This is a genomic window from Sphingomonas oryzagri, assembly GCF_029906645.1.
Classification (GTDB): domain Bacteria; phylum Pseudomonadota; class Alphaproteobacteria; order Sphingomonadales; family Sphingomonadaceae; genus Solisphingomonas; species Solisphingomonas oryzagri.
The window spans coordinates 1294303-1314669 of sequence record NZ_JARYGZ010000001.1 but is presented as its reverse complement, the minus strand read 5'-3'; the positions used below and the strand labels follow the sequence as shown (position 1 = coordinate 1314669).

The 20367-nt window shown below is 65.4% G+C and carries 20 protein-coding genes; 13 read left to right on the top strand and 7 right to left on the bottom strand.

Annotated features, from left to right (window positions below):
- Nucleotides 1–56: 56 nt before the first annotated feature.
- The 5 genes from QGN17_RS06355 to QGN17_RS06335 form a co-directional block, all read right to left on the bottom strand.
- Nucleotides 57–1079 (bottom strand): LacI family DNA-binding transcriptional regulator, encoded by a 1023-nt coding sequence (locus tag QGN17_RS06355; protein ID WP_281043656.1) that lies wholly within the window; start codon nt 1077–1079, stop codon nt 57–59.
- Between the two features lie 97 nt (nt 1080–1176).
- On the bottom strand, nt 1177–1896 hold the full coding sequence (locus QGN17_RS06350; protein ID WP_281043655.1) for a hypothetical protein: 720 nt from the start codon (nt 1894–1896) through the stop codon (nt 1177–1179).
- A gap of 91 nt (nt 1897–1987) precedes the next feature.
- Nucleotides 1988–2299, bottom strand: a complete 312-nt coding sequence (locus tag QGN17_RS06345; RefSeq protein WP_281045158.1) for a hypothetical protein — start codon at nt 2297–2299, stop codon at nt 1988–1990.
- Between the two features lie 161 nt (nt 2300–2460).
- Nucleotides 2461–3036, bottom strand: a complete 576-nt coding sequence (locus QGN17_RS06340) for a hypothetical protein (protein ID WP_281043654.1) — start codon at nt 3034–3036, stop codon at nt 2461–2463.
- A gap of 93 nt (nt 3037–3129) precedes the next feature.
- Nucleotides 3130–3732 carry a TetR/AcrR family transcriptional regulator gene (locus tag QGN17_RS06335; protein WP_281043653.1) on the bottom strand — a complete coding sequence of 201 codons (603 nt, stop codon included), beginning with the start codon at nt 3730–3732 and terminating at the stop codon, nt 3130–3132.
- Between the two features lie 49 nt (nt 3733–3781).
- Here QGN17_RS06335 and QGN17_RS06330 point away from each other — a divergent pair, with 49 nt between their 5' ends.
- From QGN17_RS06330 to QGN17_RS06270, 13 genes are all read left to right on the top strand, one after another.
- The gene (locus QGN17_RS06330; RefSeq protein ID WP_281043652.1) at nt 3782–4627 is read left to right on the top strand and encodes an oxidoreductase; all 846 of its coding nucleotides are present in this window, start codon (nt 3782–3784) and stop codon (nt 4625–4627) included.
- A 181-nt stretch (nt 4628–4808) separates the two neighbouring features.
- Nucleotides 4809–5312 (top strand): sigma-70 family RNA polymerase sigma factor, encoded by a 504-nt coding sequence (locus QGN17_RS06325; protein WP_390902681.1) that lies wholly within the window; start codon nt 4809–4811, stop codon nt 5310–5312.
- Nucleotides 5302–5943: a DUF1109 domain-containing protein gene (locus QGN17_RS06320; protein WP_281043650.1), complete on the top strand. Its 642-nt coding sequence runs from the start codon at nt 5302–5304 to the stop codon at nt 5941–5943. The genes QGN17_RS06325 and QGN17_RS06320 overlap by 11 nt, the downstream gene beginning before the upstream one ends.
- 94 nt (nt 5944–6037) lie before the next feature.
- Nucleotides 6038–6604 carry a DUF308 domain-containing protein gene (locus QGN17_RS06315; RefSeq protein ID WP_281043649.1) on the top strand — a complete coding sequence of 189 codons (567 nt, stop codon included), beginning with the start codon at nt 6038–6040 and terminating at the stop codon, nt 6602–6604.
- A gap of 63 nt (nt 6605–6667) precedes the next feature.
- Entirely contained in the window at nt 6668–7999 is a 1332-nt protein-coding gene (locus QGN17_RS06310; RefSeq protein ID WP_281043648.1) for a M28 family metallopeptidase, read from the top strand.
- A gap of 160 nt (nt 8000–8159) precedes the next feature.
- Complete coding sequence (locus tag QGN17_RS06305; RefSeq protein WP_281043647.1) at nt 8160–10322, top strand: TonB-dependent siderophore receptor; 2163 nt, start codon at nt 8160–8162, stop codon at nt 10320–10322.
- A 67-nt stretch (nt 10323–10389) separates the two neighbouring features.
- On the top strand, nt 10390–10665 hold the full coding sequence (locus QGN17_RS06300; protein ID WP_281043646.1) for a hypothetical protein: 276 nt from the start codon (nt 10390–10392) through the stop codon (nt 10663–10665).
- A 20-nt stretch (nt 10666–10685) separates the two neighbouring features.
- Entirely contained in the window at nt 10686–12188 is a 1503-nt protein-coding gene (locus QGN17_RS06295; protein WP_281043645.1) for a PepSY-associated TM helix domain-containing protein, read from the top strand.
- Nucleotides 12185–12463, top strand: coding sequence for a DUF3325 family protein (locus tag QGN17_RS06290; protein ID WP_281043644.1), 279 nt, complete (start codon nt 12185–12187; stop codon nt 12461–12463). Before QGN17_RS06295 ends, QGN17_RS06290 begins: the two co-directional genes overlap by 4 nt.
- Nucleotides 12464–12625: 162 nt before the next feature.
- Nucleotides 12626–13372, top strand: a complete 747-nt coding sequence (locus tag QGN17_RS06285; protein ID WP_281043643.1) for an energy transducer TonB — start codon at nt 12626–12628, stop codon at nt 13370–13372.
- A gap of 173 nt (nt 13373–13545) precedes the next feature.
- A complete protein-coding gene (locus QGN17_RS06280) occupies nt 13546–15894 on the top strand; it encodes a TonB-dependent receptor (protein WP_281043642.1) in 2349 nt (782 codons plus the stop codon).
- A 71-nt stretch (nt 15895–15965) separates the two neighbouring features.
- Complete coding sequence (locus QGN17_RS06275; RefSeq protein ID WP_281043641.1) at nt 15966–16646, top strand: Fe2+-dependent dioxygenase; 681 nt, start codon at nt 15966–15968, stop codon at nt 16644–16646.
- The gene (locus tag QGN17_RS06270; RefSeq protein WP_281043640.1) at nt 16631–17746 is read left to right on the top strand and encodes an alpha-hydroxy acid oxidase; all 1116 of its coding nucleotides are present in this window, start codon (nt 16631–16633) and stop codon (nt 17744–17746) included. The genes QGN17_RS06275 and QGN17_RS06270 overlap by 16 nt, the downstream gene beginning before the upstream one ends.
- Before the next feature lie 4 nt (nt 17747–17750).
- Here the strand turns inward: QGN17_RS06270 and QGN17_RS06265 are convergent, their stop codons facing one another.
- Both QGN17_RS06265 and QGN17_RS06260 read right to left on the bottom strand, forming a co-directional pair.
- On the bottom strand, nt 17751–18890 hold the full coding sequence (locus QGN17_RS06265; protein WP_281043639.1) for a DUF1501 domain-containing protein: 1140 nt from the start codon (nt 18888–18890) through the stop codon (nt 17751–17753).
- 5 nt (nt 18891–18895) lie between these two features.
- Nucleotides 18896–20332 carry a DUF1800 domain-containing protein gene (locus QGN17_RS06260; RefSeq protein ID WP_281043638.1) on the bottom strand — a complete coding sequence of 479 codons (1437 nt, stop codon included), beginning with the start codon at nt 20330–20332 and terminating at the stop codon, nt 18896–18898.
- Nucleotides 20333–20367: the final 35 nt, after the last annotated feature.

Below are 20367 nucleotides of genomic sequence, written 5' to 3'. Positions count from 1 at the left end.
GATCTCATTGCAAGGGGCAATATCGAATTCGGAAATTTAAAATCGAAAAGAGCGGGTCAGGTGTTCGACGCGACGAGGTGCGGTCCGGGGCCGAGGCTTTCGCGCACGACCAACTGATGGGGCAGCGTGGCGGAGACGGGAGTGTCTTGCCGATCATTCAATATGTCGAGCAGCAGTTCCACCGTCCTGCGGCCGATTTCGGCCATCGGCTGGCGCACGGTGGCGAGCGGCGGATCGACGTAGCGGGCCATCTGGATGTCGTCGAAGCCGACGATCGAGATGGTATGGGGGCAGGCGATGCCGGCGGACCGCGCGGCCGCTAGCGCGCCGATTGCCATCTCGTCGCTGAAGCAGAAGATCGCGGTCGGCGGCCGGTCGCGCGTCAACAGTGACATTCCCGCTCGCCGCCCCGATTCGATCGTGAAATCCCCGCTCTCGACAATCGGCCTTTCGGCGCCACGATCTTCGGCGGCCTTGCGGGCGCCGATCAGTCGGTCGCGGGTGAGCGGGCTATCGTCCGGTCCGGTGATGAGGGCGATGTCGCGATGCCCCATCTCATAGAGCGTCCGCATGACCTCATGGGCGGCCCCGGCATTGTCGATATGCGCGCTCGATACGCCGAGCGACGGTGTGAACTCGCAGCCGTTGACGATGGGGGCGCGGGCACCGTCGCGATCCAGCAGTCGGGCGAGCGTCGTCGGCAGCCGATGGCCGAGGAAGATGATTCCGTCCGCCTCCCGCCGGTTGAGCATCTCGGCATATTGCTCCTCGCGTTCCCGCTCGTTGCGCGTATCGCCGAGCAGCACGGCATAGCCGGCCTTTTGTGCCGCTTCCTCGACGCCGCGGATCACGCGTGAGAAAAAGGGGTTCGAGATATCCGGCACCGTGACGATGATGCGCCCCGTCCGCGTGGTGCGCAGGCTCGCGGCCACCGAATTGCGGGTATAACCCAGTTCCTCGACGGACTTCATCACGCGGGCGCGCGTCGCCTCCGCGACCATTTCGGGATTGGCGAGCACGCGCGCGGCGGTCGCCCTGGAAACGCCGGCAGCCGCCGCGACATCGCGAATGGTCGTCATGAAGCCGGAAGTGTGCTGGAAGAAGACATCGCGATCCATCGAGAGCCGAAGGGATATGCCTTATGTCATATCCGCGGCTTTCGACAGAGAGCTACGCTTATCTCGCAACGCTCTCCGCATCTCCATTCGCGGTGGGCTGGATCCGCAGGCGGGGGAAGACGTCTTCCAGCGGCTTCGTCTCGGGTAGCACGTAGACATAGCCGCCCTTCTTGCGAAACGCCGGGCTGAGCGCCTTGCCGTAGAAGGCCTTGGGCACGTTGATGCAGCCGAAGGTGATGCGATTGTCGTCGGGCGTGGGGGAGAGCATCCGCTCGCGCCGATGCTCCCTGGGGCCGGCATCGCTCGGGATCGGGTGGAGCGCCACCGAGGTCGCGTAATCCACCCAGAGTACGCGCTGCCCCGCCACCGGCATCCCGAATTTGGCGAGGAAGCGTCCGGCCGGTGTGGTCTTTTCGGCCGGGCCGAGATCGGCGAGCTTCTTGCTGCCGACGCCCGGAGTGGCGACGTCACCCTTCGCGATGCCGACCAGCACCGGCACTGCGCCTAGCGGTTTGCCGGTGGCGTCGAACAGGAACAGCGCGGCGTTGGTCTTGTCGACCACCGCCCAGGGAAGCGAGCGATTGTCCTTCGATGCGGCGACCCAATCGATCACCCGCTGCGCCGATGGGGAAGGGGCGATGACGGGCGCGGGCTTGCTGGGTGCCGGCCTTGCCTTCGCATGAATGGGTAGCGCCTTGGCATGAACGGGCGGGCGGGCGCCCGCGACGGTGGGAAGGATCAACGCGAAGCCGACTGCCGCCCGCAACATGAACATCATCTTTTCAGAGAACTCGACAAGCGTCGGCCGCCCTCGTGGAAGGCGGCCGACCGGGGACGGCAATGAGGTTAGGGTGTTCCGCTACGAGCCATCAATGGCGCGGGCGCTTGGCGCGCTTCTGCTCCTGAACGGTCAGCCGCTGGTCGATGCCATCGACCCGGCTGCCCAACTGGTCGAGCCGTTGACCATTCTGCTGCGCCTGGCCGGAGGCGGCCTGCGCCTGCGCCAGCGCCGATTTGGCCGTGCCGTCGGTATCCTGAAGTTTCGCCTCGAGCGCATCGACGCGCTGGCTTACCGGCGCAATCTGCTCGCGGACGTAGGATTTCGTGGCGCAACCGCCAAGGCTGAGGGCACCGGCCACAGTCAGGACGGCAAGGGCGGATTTAGACGCGAAAGCGGGCATCAGTTCTTCCAATCGTTAACCAACCGGAGCTAGCAACCCGAGCCGCGATATTCCGACAATATCGATTCTGTTCAGCCGTGCATCTTCTTCGATCGATGGTTTCTTGATGTGGGCCTGCCCCGATTTTATTTCGCCTCGCCGCATGAACGAGCTGTTCAGGTTCATTGACGCTTCAGTTTTGATTTTGTCGTCGGTGCGAACGGGTCTTTGGGGATGCCGTCGGATCGGGCCGTTCCCGTCTCCGTGTCGGCCGGTGCATCGCGCTGTTCATCGACGCATTTGCCCAGCTGACGGATTGCGGCTTTCGCGTCGCCGAGGTCCAGGCGCTCGACCGGAACATCGCCGCGCGAGACATCGAGGGTCTTGGATGTCGCGAAGAGCGAAGGGAATTTCGCCCCGAAGCTGGTCACGAAACCCCGCTTGCCGTCCGAGGCGATGCCGACCGCGAAGTGCGCGGGGTAGCTGCTGTTGGACAGACGGAAATTCAGCTTCAGCTTGTCCTCTGGTTTGATCGACCAGTTGGGATTGAGCAGCGAAAGCCGGTTCGTCCCATCCGTATCGACTCCCAGGAGCAGGGTCGTTCCGCCATTCGGCTCATATTCGCGCGTCAGGAAGCAGCCTTTGCCATCCTTGCTCGCCGTCACGGTCCAATCGCCGACTTTGCGCAAGGCATATTCGCGCGCAACGGCGGCGGCGCTAGCGAGCGAGATGAACCCTGTGACGGCTGCGGCCAGCACGGTTCCGCGTACAATCGTTACTCGTGTCATTCTCAGCAGCACCTTTCACCAAGGAGCAGTCGAACCGGCTGCGCCTATGACGCCGGGCCGGGACTAGCGTTCCATGAAGCCTGCCAGCAAGCCGCGTGCGACTTCTCGCGCGTGCGAGGCCAGCGCCTCGCCCGGCAGTTCGCCCGCCGTCCAGAAAGACAGCACGCCACGGAAGCCGAAAGCGAGTTGAGAGGGCAAAACCCGCAGCGCCTCCTCCCGGCGATCGCGCGTCAACCCGTCTCCTGCGCCGATTGCGAGCGCCCACAAGACGGAGGAATGTGCGAGTACCCGCCCGGAGGGCGAGGCGGCCGTTCCGATCCATCCCATGACGGTTCGGTTCACCTCCGGCTGCTCGAGCATCACCTCGACGCCGATCGCGGTGGCGAGGAGCACGCGGCCAACAGCGTCGGACAGGGACGGTGCGGCGGAAAACCGCCTCGTCATCTCGTCGATCCGCCGCGCGGAGAGGGCGTGCATGATCGCGGCCTTGCTGCCGAACTGATTGAAGGGGGTGGCGAAGCTGACGCCGGCCCGTGCCGCGAGATCGCGCATCGAGAAATCGGCCTTGCCATCGCGCAGCAGAGCCTCTGCCGCGTCGAGCACGGTCTGGCGCAACGGCTCGCCACGGACGACGGACACCGGGGGACGGTTCTTGATCCTGGCCATCAGCTATTTATATCACGATATAGTTGTCGAAATGAACCGGAGATATGCCATGCCATCGATCACCACGAAAACCTTCCTTATTACGGGCGTCAGTTCGGGCCTGGGGCGCGCCTTCGCGCAGGGAGCGCTCGACGCCGGCCATCGGGTGATCGGCACCGTGCGTCGGGACGAGGATGCGGCCCTCTTCGCGGCATTGGCGACGGAGCGTGCACTCGCGCTCAAGCTCGATGTGACCGATTACGAGGCAATCCCGGCGGCCGTCCGCGAAGCGGAAGAGCGGATGGGGCCGATCGACGTGCTGGTGAACAATGCCGGCTATGGCCATGAGGGTGTGCTGGAGGAATCCTCGATGGATGATCTCCAGCGCCAGTTCGCCGCCAACGTCTACGGCCCGGTTGCGATGACGAAGGCGGTGCTGCCGGGGATGCGCGCGCGCCGGCGTGGCCATATCGTCAACGTGACGTCGATGGGAGGCTTCATCACGATGCCGGGTATCGCTTTTTATTGCGGGAGCAAGTTCGCGCTGGAAGGCATATCCGAGGCGCTCGGCAAGGAACTGGCGGGTTTCGGGATCTGCGTCACCGCACTGGCGCCGGGCCAGTTCCGGACGGATTGGGCAGGCCGCTCGATGGATCGCACCGCCCGCAGCATCGCGGACTATGACGTCGTGATGGACCCGATACGCGCCGCGCGGCAGGCCAAGAACGGCCATCAGCCGGGCGACCCGGCCAAGGCGGCGCAGGCGTTGCTGGCGCTGATCGAAGCCCCGCACCCGCCCGTGCGGTTGTTTCTGGGCGAGGATGCGCTCGGGCTGGTGGAGCAGAAGCTCGACGGCATGAAGGCGGAGATCGCGACCTGGGAGGCGCTGTCGCGCTCGACGGCGTTTGCTGCCTGACCATAGAGTCTCAATGCTGTGCAGAAAATTGTCCGGCCGAGGTGACCGGTCGCACAGTGCCGTCGAATAACACCATATGGTCGCCAACCCCATATCGAGGCTGATGCCGTCCCGCGCCGCTGCCCGTCAGGGGCCTCGCAGTTCCGCGAGTACGGTGGTGCGGGACGAGTGGGGTGCGCTGATGGTGGCCGCGCAGGATGGCCATGGCGGCGCATACCAACGGCTGCTCGGCGAAATCTCGGGCTGGCTCCATTCCTATTTCCAGCGCCGGTTGCCGCCGGGCGATATCGATGATGCGGTGCAGGAAACCCTGCTCGCGGTTCACCGGCGCCGTCATACCTACGACCCCCATTATCCGCTCGGCGTCTGGCTGGCGGCGATCGCCAAGCGCAAGTGGATCGATCAGCTGCGCAGCATGGGGCGGCGCCCGACCGAGGAATTGCCTGACGATCTCGCAGTCGGCGATCATGAGGCGTCGGTGACGAGCGCCACGGTGCTCGAACGGCTGCTGGGCGAGCTTCGTCCCGCGCAGGCGCAGGCGATCCTGCTGGTGAAACTCCACGGCTACAGCATCGAGGAGGTCTCGCAGGAGACCGGCCAGTCCGCATCGGCCGTGAAAATGAACATCCATCGCGGCCTCGGCCGCCTCACCGCATTCATCGAGAAGACCGACCATGTCGAATGATGCCCTGATCCTCGATCTGGCGGCCGACCTCGCGCCGGTGAGGCGGCGAAGCGCGCTGCGCGATAGTGTCTGGCTGCTGGTGCTGGCGGCGATCGAAACGCTGCTGGTTCTCGCCGCGGGATTGATGCGGCCGGACATGGGGCGGATGATCCTTGAGCCGTTCATGATGTGGAAGATCGGCAGCCTCGCGCTGCTCGCCGGTTTCAGCTGCGCGGTAGCGATGCGATCCTTCGCGCCGCCGTTTCTACCGCGCCGTGGGCTGAGGGGCGCGCTTGGGCTGGCCGGGCTGCTCATGATCGGCGGACTGCTTCTGGTTTCGTCCGCCGATGCCGGCCGACCGCTGCTCGATCGCCTGTCGCCTGCGCACGGGATCATGTGTTCGGCCGCCATCATCGTCCTGTCCCTGCCGATGATGGCGGCGGTCGCGGTGCTGATGCGACGGGCGGCGCCGGTTCGGCCGGGGGAGAGTGCGCTTGCCGCCGGCTTCGCGGCTGCGACCTGCGGTGCACTGGTGTTCACGATCTGCTGCCCGATGAACGATCCGCTCTATGTCGTCGTCTGGTATTCCCTGGGCGTTGCCGTCGTCACCGCGATGGCGCGCTGGCTCCTGCCGAGACGCTTCCGCCTCTAGTCCCGCTCACCCGTCGTCGCTTTCTCTCCGGACGCAATCCTGCGCCGGGCGGGGAGGTGCGCGTCCTCCAACCTCGCATGACAAGGAGACCGTCATGACCGCCACCGTGTCCCAGAACGCCCATCCCGCCGAAGCGTCGCCTCATTGGCTGAAGCGCTATTATTCCGGCCGTGCACTCTTCTCCATCCTGTGGGTCGCGGCCGCCTTCACCGTCGGCAAGACCCAGCCGCCGATCGGGATCGCGCTGCTCATCGCCTATCCCGCGTGGGATTGCCTTGCGAACTGCGTGGACGCGATGCGGACGGGCGGGCTGCGTGCCAATCCGTCGCAGATGCTGAACGCCATCGCCAGCGCCGCCGTCACGCTGGCGGTGGCCGTCACAGCCGGTTCCGATCTCCATCACGCGATCGGGGTGATCGGCATCTGGGCGGCCCTGTCGGGCATCCTCCAGCTCGCGACCGGCGTCCGTCGCTGGCGCAGTGCCAGCGCGCAATGGCCGCAGATCCTGAGCGGTGCGCAGTCGACGCTCGCGGGCGGGCACTTCCTGGTCAAGGCGATCCATCCCGCCGCGGCCGTCAGCGTGGCCGACGTTGCCCCTTACGCGGCTTTCGGTGCCTTCTATTTCGCCATCTCCGCCGCTGTGCTCTTTATCAGGCGCTGAGACGCGGCAACCGTTTGACGATCCCGCCCGGCTCGTCCACGTCGTCCGCAAAGAGGATTGTATATGCGCATCATGTTGCTTTCGACGCTTCTGCTCGCGACGGCCGCCCCCGCAGCCACCCCCTGGACGGTCCGCCCGGAATGGGTGCGCGCCCACGAGGATTTCCTGGCGGGCGACGCGCTGCGTGGGCGGGGCAGCGCCACCCATGATGAGGCTGTCGCGGCGGCCTATGTCGCATCGCAGTTCGAGGGCTACGGGCTGAAGCCGGCCCCTGGCATGCCCGGCTATGTTCAGACGGCCAGCGTGGTGAGCACGCATGTCGCCTCCGACCCTCGGCTGGAGATTGCGGGCAAGGCGGTCGACGGCTTGCGGCTGATCGTGGGTTCGACGGCGGCCGATGTGCAGGGTCCGGTTGTGATCGCTAACAGCATCGCGGCCCTTCCCGAAGAGGCCGCCGTGGTGGTGTTCACGGCGGCCGACGTGCCGCCGTTCGACATATGGCGCGCCGTGCGATCGCGGCATATCGGCCTGCTGATCGCCAAGGATAGCAGCGGCGCGGCGGAGTGGTTCGCCACGATCGGCGGCAAGACGAACATGCCGCGCTACCTGGCCGAGATGCCTCCCGAGCCGCGCCCGTCCTTCGTCACCTTGCCGGCCGCGAGCGTCGATGCAATCAAGGCCGGCGACCAGGTCCACCTGACGGTACCGATCGCGCGCGACGATTCGATCACCAGCAACGCGATCGGCTATCTGCCCGGCACCGATCCCAAGGCAGGCGTGATCATGCTGTCCGCGCATCTCGATCATTTCGGCCAGCGCGATGACGGGACCATCATGCACGGCGCCAACGACGACGCGTCGGGCACGACGGCGGTGCTGGAGCTGGCGCACGCGCTTGCATCGGGCAAGCCGCATCGCCGGAGCATCCTGTTCGTCTGTTACGGCAGCGAGGAGATCGGCCTGTATGGTTCGACCTATTACGGCGCGCATCCGGCGGTGCCGCTCACCGATATCGTCGCCAATATCGAATTCGAGATGATCGGCGCGCAGGATCCGTACCTCCCCAAGGGCGCGCTGATGATGACCGGGTTCGATCGTTCCGATCTCGGTTCGGCGTTGCAAGCGCAGGGCGCGCATGTCGTTGCCGATCCCTATCCGAAGCAGAAGTTTTTCGAGCGATCCGACAATTACGCGCTGGCCCTGAAAGGCGTGGTTGCCCACACGCTTTCGGGGTGGGGCGAGGTGCCGACCTACCACCAGCCCACCGACACGATCGCCAATCTCGATATCGATTACATGACGGGCGCGATCCAGTCCCTGATCGAGCCGGTGCGATGGCTGTCGGACGGAACATTCACGCCCCGCTGGACCGAGACCGGCCGACCGAAGAAGTGACCGGGCGATCCCGGTCCGTCGGGCGCCGACGCAACAGCGGTATACGAATCTCGCTCACGCCTGAAAACGATATTGCGAGGCTGTCGCATTATCATTAACTGCGGCCCGAATCGAAAGGGCCGTGATCATGTTTTCTGCAAGTGTTCGTGTCGGATTGCTCGTGGGTACGGCGTTGGCGGGCAGCGCCGGTCAGGCTGCAATGCCGCTGGCGGTGTCGTCTTCGTCCGTGGCGGGAGCCGACGATATCGTGGTGACCGGCGACCTGCCCAAAACGGACGCGTCCGCCGGCACCAAGAGCGCCACGCCGATCGCCGAGACGCCGCAGTCAATCAGCGTCATCGACTCTTCGGAAATTTCGCGCCTCGGCCTGCAGAACCTCAACCAGGCGCTGCGCTTCGTCGCCGGCGTCACGCCCGAAACGCGTGGCGCCTCGGCCGAGGTGTACGACCAGTTCAAGCTGCGCGGGTTCGATGCGCCGGTCTATCTCGATGGGCTCAAGCAGTTCGGCAGCGGGAGCGGTTATGCCTCGCCGCAGGTCGACGTATCTCGCCTGGAGCGGATCGAGGTCGTGAAAGGCCCGGCCTCCGCGCTGTACGGCGCATCGAGCCCCGGCGGTTTCGTGTCCGAAGTCAGCAAGCTGCCGCTCGATCGTGATTTCTACGGCTCGGTCGCGGGCACCTACGGCAACTACGATCTCTACCGTGTCGATGGAGACATGGGCGGCCGCATCGGCAGCGATGCGCTGTGGCGCCTTTATGGCAGCGTCAACGGCGCGCATGACCAGCAGACCTACGGCAAGCGCCGCCGCGAGACGGTGTCGGGCGCGGTAACGGTGGGTTCGGGCAGCTCGACCACCTTCACTCTGCTCGGCGCCTATTCGCACGATCCGTACAACGGCAATTATGGCGTGTTCCCGACGCTCGGGACGCTGATCGACAATCCCGCGGGCAAGATCTCGACCAAATTCTACGGCGGCGAGCCGGGCGATTATTTCAGCCGCGAGCAGGCCGGCGTCACCTACATTCTCCGGCACGATTTCGGCGGCGGCTGGGCATTCCGTTCCTCGGGGCGCTACCAATATGTGAAGACCAACCTCGGCATCGTCTATACCGGCGGCACGCAGGCGGATTTCTACAGTGGCTCGCCCTCCGCCGCGCCGACGCTCTTCTCGCGTTACTCCTATGCGACGCGCGAACAGCTCAACAACTGGACCTATGACAATCAGCTCAGCGGCCAGTTCGACACCGGCCCGATCCACCATGCGCTGCTGATCGGCGTCGATCGCCAGGTGGCGCATTCGAAGGAACTTTACGCCTTCGGCGGAGGGACGTCGATCGACGTGTTCAACCCCGTGTATGGCACGATGCCGACCCCTCAAAACCCCTATGAGGTGATCAACTATGCCGGGGACGGATACACCACGCCGTCCTTCACCGGCGTTCGCCAGCGCCAGCAGGGTGTCTACGCGCAGGATCAGATGTCGCTGGGCGGCCTGAACGTGACGGTGAGCGGCCGGCAGGACTGGACGCGCCAGACCGACGGCACCCAGGTTCAGCACAACAAGAAGTTCACCTGGCGCACGGCCGCGCTCTACAAGACGAAGTGGGGCGTCGCTCCCTATGTCAGCTATTCGACCTCGTTCGAGCCGCAGTCGAGCATCCTGTCCGACGGCAGCCTGCCCAAGCCATCGCTTGGCAGGCAGCTGGAAGCGGGCGCCAAATATCAGGTGCCCGGTACCGACATCCTGATCACCGGTGCCTGGTTCGACATCCACCAGACCAACGTGGCGGTGCCGGACTCGCTGTTCAGCTACCACCAGTCGGGCAAAGTGCGCTCGCGCGGCATCGAGATCGAGGCGAGTGGTTCGCTTCCCTACGGCTTCAACGGACGGCTCGCCTTCAGCCGCCAGCATGTGAAGGTGCTGGAGGATGCGGTGGCGCAGAATATCGGCAAGCCGCTCGACACGGTGGGCAAGGGCGGTATCTCGGCGACGCTGGAATGGGCGCCGAAATCCGGCCCGGCGCAGGGCTTCGCGATCGGCGGCACGGTGCGCCACGTCGACAGCACCTACGCGGATTTCTACACCAATCCGCTGCAGCAGACCGAGGTCACGCCGATGCGCACGCCCGCCTACACGGTGTTCGATGCGCTGATGCGGTTCGATCTGGAGCGCGTCAATCCGCGCCTGAAGGGCGTGACGCTGGGCGTCAACGCGACGAACCTGTTCGACAAGAAGTATCTGACGAGCTGCTTCGCGCAATATGCCTGGTGCTGGTATGGCAATCGTCGCACCGTGCAGGGCACGATCGGGTTTAGCTGGTGATGGGTAACCGCGCCTGACGTGCCCGTGCATGACGTGAAGGTGTGTCGATGACGGCCCGGAAACACGGATGAGCCATCTGGAATGCGCCGGCCGGCTGGCGGCGATCCCGGCAGGATATGCCCTCACCTCGCTGGTGACGGCGGCGCTGGTGCGCATCCTGCCGGGTCGCCCCGTCGATGCGGTTTCGATCGGCTTCATGGTGTTCTTCGCCATCTATGCCGTGCTGATCCTCTGGGCCTTCGCCACGCGTCGGCCGGGCCGGATGTGGATCTGCTGGGCCGTTGCGGGGCTGCTGCTCGCAGGCTTCGTTGGCTGGTCGATCATGATCGGCGGGCGATCGTGAAGAACGGGCTTCGGCAGTCGATGTCGACGGTGCACACTTGGTCGGGCCTGCTGCTCGGCTGGCTGCTCTACGTGATGTTCCTGTGCGGGACGGTCGCCTACTTTCAGGAGGAGGTGACCCGGTGGATGCAGCCGGAGGTCGCGCCGGCCCATAGCCAGGCCGAGGCGGTGGCCGGCGCGCAGGCCTGGCTGACACGCCATGCGGGGGACGCGCTCAGCTGGTACATCGCGCCGCCCGGCCGACGGGGCGCGGTGACGCAGGTCTATTGGCAGCCGGCCGATCCGGCATCCGGGGGCCGGACCAGTGCGACACTCGACGGGCAGGGGCGCGAGGTCGTGGCGCGGGCGACGTCGGGCGGCTACTTCCTCTATCGCCTGCATTTCGATCTCCATTATCTTCCGGTGATCTGGGCGCGCATCATCGTCGGTATCGCGGCGATGTTCATGCTCGTCGCGATCCTGTCCGGCATCATCACCCACAAGAAGATCTTCGCCGATTTCTTCATGCTGCGTTTCGGCAAGGGGCAGCGCAGTTGGCTTGATGCGCACAACGTCACGGCCGTGCTCGCGCTGCCTTTCCACCTGATGATTACCTATACCGGGTTGGTAAGCCTCGCGTCGCTCTACGCGCCGGCCCCGGTGGCGGCCGCCTTCACGAGCGGCGGCGCTTATTATGCGGCGGCATTTCCGACGGGCGCGAGCGCGGCTGCGGCGGGCGTTCGCCAACCGCTGGCGCCGCTCGGCACGATGGTCTTGCGCGCCACGCAGGTGTTCGATGCTCGCGAGATCGGCTATCTGTGGGTGCAGTCACCGGGGGACCGCAATGCGAGCGTGGCGATCACGACCTCGCCCGCCGCCGGGTTCGACACGCGCGGCGACACCATGCTGTTCGATGGCGTGACCGGGCAACCGCGAGAGCCATCGCCCCCGCGCGGCACGGCGCAGCGCGCCGAAAGCGTCATGGTGGGAATCCACGCCGGACGCTATGCAAACCTGCCGCTGCGTTGGCTCTATTTCCTCTCCGGCGTGTTCGGCACCGCCATGGTGGCGACCGGCCTCGTGCTGTGGACGGCGAAGCGGCGGCAGCGTCTGCCAGACCCCGAGCGACCCCATATCGGGTTCCGGATCGTCGAGCGGATGAACGTGGCGACGATCGCAGGCTTCCCGCTGGCCCTCGCCTCCTATTTCCTGGCCAACCGCCTGCTGCCGGTCGCGGCGAGCGATCGTCCGGACCGGGAGATCGCGACGCTCTTCATCGTGTGGGGAATTGCGGCGCTCTGGGCGATGATCCGCAGGCCGCAGCGGGCGTGGCGGGATATCGCCGCAATCACGGCGCTTGCCTTCGCAGCGGTTCCGGTCGTCAGCCTGATCGCCGTCGGGCCGAGCTTGTCGCTCGCCGCGCGCCACGACAGCCTGATCTATCCGGTGTTCGACCTGGTGATGCTCGTGACTGCCGCTTTGGCTGCAGTCGCGGCGCGGTATGCGGGGCTGGCCGCGACAAGGACGCGCCGGGTGGCCCGATGATCCTCGTCGCGCTGATCCTCAACATCGTCGGATTCCTTTGCCTCGCGGCGGCGGGCGTCCGTTATCGCGAGGCGCTGCTCGGTCGCGGTCGGCACCTTTCCCGTCCGGCGCGGATCAGGGTGGCCGGAGCCTTTTTGCTGGCTGCTTCATGGTTTTCGTTGAGCCAACGTGTCGGGTTCGGATCGGTGGTCGTGACGTTCGCCGGACTATCGACCGTCGGCGCCGCATTTTCGGTGATGTGCGTGACCTTGGGCCGGCATCTCAGATCGCGTTAGCGACGCAACGACGCCGTCGTCTCGTTCAATCTGTTTCAGGGATGACATAGTCGTGACATGCGGCGTTCATCGACTGAACGCTGTCTGAATGATCTGGACGCACCGCATACTTCTGAGTATGCGACTGACTCGCAATATACAGTCATTGAGCGCGAGGTCGGCGTGGCTACGGTTCTGGCTTTGTCACGAGAGGCGCCCGCAACGCGCCAATGGTCCCTGATCGAAACCGCGCCCGTGCATGAGCCATGGACGCGTTCGGCCTACCAGCCATCCGGCGGTGCGCGCCCGGTTGCGGCGCTGTTTTCGATCGCGGTCGTCGCCGCCCTGCTGGCGGCCTTTGCCGCCATCCACGTGCATCACGACGCCGTTCATCCGAAGCGGCTGGTCGTCGTTTCGCTCCGTTCGTTGCAGCCGCCGCCGGCGGCGCGACCGAAGCCACAGCCCCAGCAGGCGAAGGTGACACCTCCGCCCGTCTTCGCGCCGCCGCCGATCGTCACTCCGCCGGTCACCATTCCCGCCATCGTCACTTCCGACATCAAGGCACCAACGCCGCCGGTGCCGACAGTCACCGTCGCACCACCCGCGCCAGTCGCTGCGCCGCAGCCGGTCGTCGCGACCGGTCCGGTCAACAAGGGCGATCTGTCGAGCAAGATGATCGACGCTGTACCTCCGACCTATCCGGTGGAGTCCCGCCGGCTCCACGAGCAGGGTATTGTGAAGCTCATGGTGACACTCAACACCGATGGCCGCGTGGCCAACGTGGAGATCGCTTCGACGAGCGGCTCCTATCGGCTCGATCGGGCTGCGCTCGGCGCCGTCCGGCGCTGGCGCTGGGCGCCGAGCGTGGAAAATGGCACGCCGGTGATGGTGCAGGGCTATGTGACGATCCCGTTCGTCCTGAAAGCCTGATCCGAAAGTCGCGAATAATCAGCGGTCGGGCAAGAGATAGCGGCAGCCCGACCCATCAATCGACCGAACGGCACATCCATCGCTCTCAATTGCGACAGCGAGTCATTAGCTGTTGCAGGTAAGAATGAATCGCAATATGCGATCGATACTCAATCGCAACAAAGGGGTAAAATATGCGTCGCGGCTCGCTGACGAACGGCAGAACTCGGACTTTCCTGGCAGCTTCCTGCATTGGTGCGGCCCTCGTTCCCGCCGGCGCGATCGCTCAATCGGCTGACGTTTCGTCGCCAGCCCCCCAGGAAAAGGCGCTGGGCGGTGTCACCGTCACCGATACGGCGATCGACGACGCGCCCGGCAACCAGCTGGAATCGCCCAAGCGGACCCGTAGCGTTCGCGACACGCCGCAGACGATCACGGTGCTGACCGGCGAGGTTCTCGAACAGCAGAACCTGCTGAGCCTGAAGGATGCGCTTTCGACCGTGCCGGGCATCACCTTCGGCGCCGGCGAGGGCGGCAGCGGTTATGGCGACAGCATCAACTTCCGCGGCTACAGCGCCAACACCGATATCACGGTCGATGGCGTGCGCGATTCCGCACAATATAACCGCAGCGACTCGTTCGACACCGATCAGATCGAGGTTACCAACGGCGCCAATTCCGTGATCTCCGGCGTCGGCTCGGTGGGCGGTTCGATCAACATCGTGTCCAAGAATCCGCTCGCCAGGGATCAGACGATCCTGAGCGGGGGCGTCGGTACGGCGAATTACTATCGTGGCACGGTGGATACCAACAAGCGGGTCAACGACCTGATCGCGGTGCGCCTCAACGCCATGTATCATCGCAACGACGTGCCCGGTCGCGATGTCGAGAATGCCAGGCGCTGGGGCATCGCGCCGTCCGTCACCATCGGCATCGATAGCCCGACCCGCCTGACGCTCGCCTATCTGCACCAGGAAGATCACAACATCCCGCAATATGGCGTGCCCTATTTCAACGGGCCGGTGCCGGGCGTCGATCGCAGCGATTATTTCGGCTACCGCAACCTCGATACCCAGCGGATCAACGTCGATCGCTTCACGATGACGTTCGATCACGAATTCAGCGACACGACCTCGATCCGCAACCTCGCGCGCTGGCAGGATGTGCGCCAGCGCACGATCGTCGATCCGCCGCAGGGCACCTACTGTCTCGCGAACGGTGTCTCCTCGGCGGGCGCGGCCTGCGCGTATCCGGGCTATTATCAGCCGTCCGGCCCGCGCGGTAACGAGCGCGTCACCGACAACCAGCTGATGTTCGACCAGATCGACGTCAAGAGCGTGTTCAACACCGGTCCGATCGAGCACACGATCGACGTCGGCGGTGCGGTCACCTGGGAGAAGTTCAATCTTTCGACCGGGAACGTTCTGCGCAATGCCGACGGTACCATACCGGCGCTTCCGCTGATGGATTTCACCGATCCCAACCAGCTCGCGACCGGGCCGGCCGGCTTCGCTTATGGCAGCAATGTCTGGACCGGGCCGGTCAACTTCATCGAGAGTGCGCGTCAGGCCGGCGAACTCACCAACTATGCGGCGTATCTGTTCGATACGATGAAGCTGGGCAAGGTCGAGTTCAGCGGTGGCGTCCGCGTCGAGCGCAATGAAGGTTCGTATCGGGCGGATACGGTTTCCACCGACGCGGCGACGCTCGGGCAGGTGACGAGGGGCACCACGTTCACCAACGACGACACGCTGCTCTCCTATCGCCTCGGCCTGACGTACAAGCCGATCGAGGCGGTGAGCCTCTACGTCGCCTATGGCAACTCGCAGACGCCGTCCAAGAATGCGGTCAACGGATCGTGCACCGCCGCGACCTGCAGCGTCGATCCGGCGTCGGCCAAGAATTACGAGATCGGCGCGAAGGCGCAGGTGCTCGACGGCCTGCTGCTGACCGTCGCGGCTTTCCGGAACGAGCGCGACAAATATCTCGTCGCCTCGAACGATCCGGCGGTGCCCGACCAACAGCTCGACGGCAAATCGCGTGTGGACGGCATCGCGGTTGGCGCCAGCGGTCGCGTCACGAAGGCGTGGACGATCACCGCGAACTATACCTATCTGAAGAGCAAGCTCATCCGTTCCGTGTCGCGCTTCTGCCTGGAGAATCCTGGCTCGACCGGCTGTGCCAACAGCGTTGACAATCCGGATCCCGGCGCCGGCTCGCTGCTGACCCAGACGCCGAAGAATTCAGGCAGTATCTTCACCACCTACAAGCTGCCTTTCGGCCTTTCGGTCGGCTATGGCGCCACCTATCAGGGCAGCTTCGCGTTCAACACGCCGACTCTCGCCGCACCGACCGTTCTGCGGGCGAAGTCCTACTGGGTCCATCAGGCCTACTTCGCCTACGACTTCACGCGGAACATCTCGGCGCAGATCAACGTGAAGAACTTCACCAACGCGCATTATTACACGCGCATCCGCAACAACGGCTGGGCGACGCCGGGCGATGCCCGCTCGGCGGTATTGACGCTCAACGTGAAGCTGTAATCGGATCGGACGGGGCGGCGGATGTCGCCCCGTCCTGTTGCTTTGATCCAGCCGTTAGGCGAGGAAGCCTCATGGTCATCGAGATTCCGGAACTGCTCGGCAAGGCCGAGGTGCAGGCGATCCGTGCGCAACTGGAAGCAGCAGACTGGCATGATGGCCGGGGAACGGCGGGCCATCGCGCCATCTCGGTCAAGACCAACCTCCAGCTTCGCCTGGACGATCCACTCGCGCAGGAATTGGGAGCGCGGCTGGTCCAGCGGCTTGGCCAGACCCCGCTGTTCATCGCGTCCGCGCTGCCGGCGAAGATCATGCCGCCGCGCTTCAATCGCTATGAGGATAAAGGCGCCTACGGCAACCATGTCGACAACGCGATCTTCGCCGTGCCCGGCGCGCAGAGCCACGTCCGCACCGATCTTTCGGCCACCATATTCCTGAGCGATCCGGACGAATATGACGGCGGAGAACTCGTCATCGACGATCTGTTCGGCGGGCATCGGGTGAAGCTGCCGGCGGGGCACATGATCCTTTATCCCGGCAGCAGCCTGCACCGCGTCACGCCGGTGACGCGTGGCACCCGCTTCGCAGCCTTCACATGGATCCAGAGCTTCGTGGCACAGGATCAGCAGCGCCGCCTGCTCTTCGATCTCGATAGCGCGATCCAGGATCTGACGGCGGATCATCCCGATCACGGCGGCATCGACACGCTGACCAACGTCTATCACAATCTGTTGCGTCAATGGTCGACGACCTGAGCGCGATCCCACCCGAAATTCGCACACTCGCGGACTATGAGAAGCACGCAGAGGCGTGTTTGCCGGCCGCCAGCTGGGATCATATCCAGTCGGGAAGCGGGAGCGACAGCGCGCTCCGCGACAATCGGGCCGCCTTCGATCGATGGCGCCTGCTGCCGAACGTGCTGACGGATCTACGCGGCGCCAGCACCGAAACCGAATTGTTCGGCCGCGCCCATGTCGCGCCGATCATGGTGGCGCCCTTGGCCTACCAGTGCCTCGCCCACCCCGACGGTGAAATGGCGGCGGCGAGAGCGGCGGCGGCGCTGGAGACCGGTTTCATTCTCAGCACGTTGTCCAGCGTCTCTCTGGAACATGTCGCGCAGGCGAGCCGATCGGCCGCGCGGGAGCTGACGAAACCAGTGGCTCCGCTCTGGTTCCAGCTCTATCTGCAGCCGGATCGCGCGGACAGTCTAACTCTTGTCAGGCGGGCGGAGGCGGCCGGCTATGAGGCGATCGTCCTGACCATCGACGCGGCGATCAAGCGATCCGAATTCACGCTTCCAGCCGGGATCGAGGCGGCCAATCTGCAAGGCATGGCAAAACCTCGCCAGCATAGCGTTGCGGGTGGACACATCCTCTTCGGCACACCGCTGGCCGATGCCGCACCGACATGGGCCGACGTAGAGTGGCTCAGATCCGTGACGGATCTTCCGATCCTGCTGAAGGGACTGGTCACTGGAGAAGCCGTCGATCGCGCCGTGGCCAGTGGCGTCGAGGCGATCGTCCTGTCCAATCATGGCGGCCGGGTTTTCGATGGTTTCCCCGCCGCGCTCGACGTTCTGGCGCATGTCGTCGCGCGGGCCGGGCACCGTCTGCCGATCCTCGTCGACGGCGGCTTTCGATCGGGTTCCGACATCGCGACCGCCCTCGCGCTGGGGGCTAAGGTGGTGCTGATCGGTCGCCCGGTATTCCACGCGCTGGCGGTGGCGGGCCTGTCGGGTGTCGCCCATATGCTCCACATCCTGCGCACGGAGCTGGAACTCGCCATGGCGCAGCTCGGCTGCCCACGGATAGAGCTATTGGACAGCGGCCGGCTGTTACCCCACCGACAGGCGTGATCCGTCAGGTCATGGCGAGACCCGGCATCGCGTCGGTGACGCCGAACAGCGTGTGCGATACGTGCGCGGGATCGATCCCGAACGTCTCGCCCGCAAGGCCTGCGATCAGGCTGTCCATCGAGGCCGTCGGCTTGAGATCCCGTCCTTCATAGAGGGCGGACGCGCCGAGACCCGGCCAATCGGCCATGATCCGGCCGCCCCTGATCGCTCCGCCGACCAGCATCGCGACCGATCCGGTACCATGGTCGGTGCCGCCAGTCCCGTTCGCGGCGGCCGTACGGCCGAACTCCGTGGCGATCAGCACGGCGGTTTGCGACCAGGCCGGCCCGAGATTGTCGCGCAACGAACCCAACAGCGTGTCGAGCGCCTTGAGCTGGGCCGCCAGGCGTCCCTGCTGCCCGCTGTGCGTATCCCAGCCGCCCGTCTCGATCATCGCGATCCGCGGGCCGTTAGGCTTGACGAGAAAGCTGGCGGTGAGCTTGCCGAGGCTCGCCGGATCCTGCTTCGCAGCGGCTCCTTCGGCGAGGCCCTTCGCCTCCAGTGCCGCCGACCAGAGCGGATGAAGCTGCGGATCGGCGGCATAGAGTTGGCCGACACGCAGTAGCAGGTCGTCCGACGGGGTGGGCAGGGAGGATGGCGCGTAGGAGGTCACTTGTGCCGCCCCGCGCAGAGCCATGGGGACGGTCGCGGCGAGGGCGATAGCCTCGTCCTTCGCCTTCGGCATCATGCCGACCAGCCGGTTGAGCCAGCCGTCCTTGAGCTGATAAGGCTGACGTCCACCCGTTTCGAGGACGTTCTGGCCGTCGAAGTGCGAGCGGTCGCGATAGGGCGAAGCGACGGCGTGGACGAACAACGCCTGACGCTCGCTATACATCCTGGCGGTCTCGGCGAGCGAGGGATGCAGCGCGAAGGTTCCGTCGAGCTTGGTCGCGCCCGCCGGATCGATGGCCAGCGCCCCGCGCAGCCTCGCATAGGCGGGATCTGCGTAGGGAACGACGATGTTGAGCCCGTCGGCGGCACCGCGCTGGATGATGAAGACGAAGCGGCGCTCGGTCGGCACGGTGGCGAGGACCATGCGCGGCGCGACGAGCATCGCGCCCGCGCCCATCGCGGAGACGGAGAGAAAGGAACGGCGGTCGATCATATTGGTCACCTCCGCAGGAAATCGGGTGAAACGAGCAGCAGGGCGAGCGCACTGCCGGGGCTTTCGGCGCGTCCGATCTGCTCGGTGGTCGCCGCGCTCAGCGAAGCCGGGACGAGCCTCGGCCCGATCGTCCGCGCGTCGAGCGTGTCACCGAGCGGCGCGACCAGCCGCTGCGCGAACTCCACGCGGCGCAGGAGCGCATCCGGTGCGGCCCAGCTTGCCGCAACGTCGTCCCATCCGGCCGGCGAGCCGGGCTTCCATACCGGCTGGCCGAGCTGGCTCTGAACGCCAGCCATCTGGATCTGGCCGATCTCGGTCCGGCCCAGACCGCGCAGCACGGAGATGGTCCACTCCCACGGCGTCTTGAACTTGAGCGGGGCGGGTGCCCAGGGTTCGGGACTGTCGATCAAGGTGCGATAGAGGGCAGGCAGATCGCCCTTGTTCCGGCTAAAGCTGACCGCGAGGCGCTGGACGAGGGGCGGCGGCGGATTGTCTCCGGCGAAATGCCGGGCGAGCTTGGTCGCGATATGGGTTGCCGTTGCGGGTGCGCGTGCGAAGTCGGCCAGCACGGCTTTCGCCTGATCCTCGCCCGCCTGCGTATAGACCTTGCCAAGGATCGTGCGCGGGCCCGGTTCGTGAAGATTGGGCCTGAAGGCGAAATCGCCGGCGTTTCCGTCGTCCTGCGGGCCTTGCGCACCGACGCTCCAGCCGGTGAGTGCGCGGGCGAACTCCGTGACGTCGGTCTGGGTATAGCCGGATCGGACGCCCAAGGTGTGCAATTCCATGATCTCGCGCCCGAGATTCTCGTTCAGGCCGCGTGCCTTCCCCGGATCACGGCGCGCGGCGCGCTGGGCGGCGAGGCTGTTCGGGCCGATCGACTGGATCTGGTTCAGGTAGATCAGCATCGCCGGATGATGCTCGACCGCCAGCAGCATGTCCTCGAACCGGCCCAGGACATGTGGACGGATCGCGTCACGCTCGAAGGCGCCGGCAAACGCGCTGGTCTGCGGATTATCGGCGGAGATGCAGAAGTGGTTGGACCAGAAATGCACCATCCGCTCGACGAACGGCGCCGCGGTTTGCAGCGCGCTCTGGGTGCGGGCCTGTATTGCCTGACGGTACAAGGCCTGCACATCCTGCGCGAAATCCTGTCGGGCGGCGATCTGGTCGGCACTGCGCGTCGGCTTCGCCGATGGCATGTCGGGTGCTTGCGGCGCGGCAAGACGCGCGGCCTGGCGCATCGCCTGCTGCTGCTCCCGATAGGCTTTCACCATCGCGCCTGCATCCGGCAGAGCTGCGAAGTCCGCTGGTCTGGTGTCGAAGCGATCGAACTGACCGGTCAGCCAGCGCTTCGGATCGGTGGGCGCGGCGTCGGATGGCTTCGCACCCAGGCCGAAACGGTTAAGCGCGATCGCGGCGGGTGACAGGCCGGTGACTGGCATGGAACGCTTACCCTTCCGACAGGATGGTCACCCTT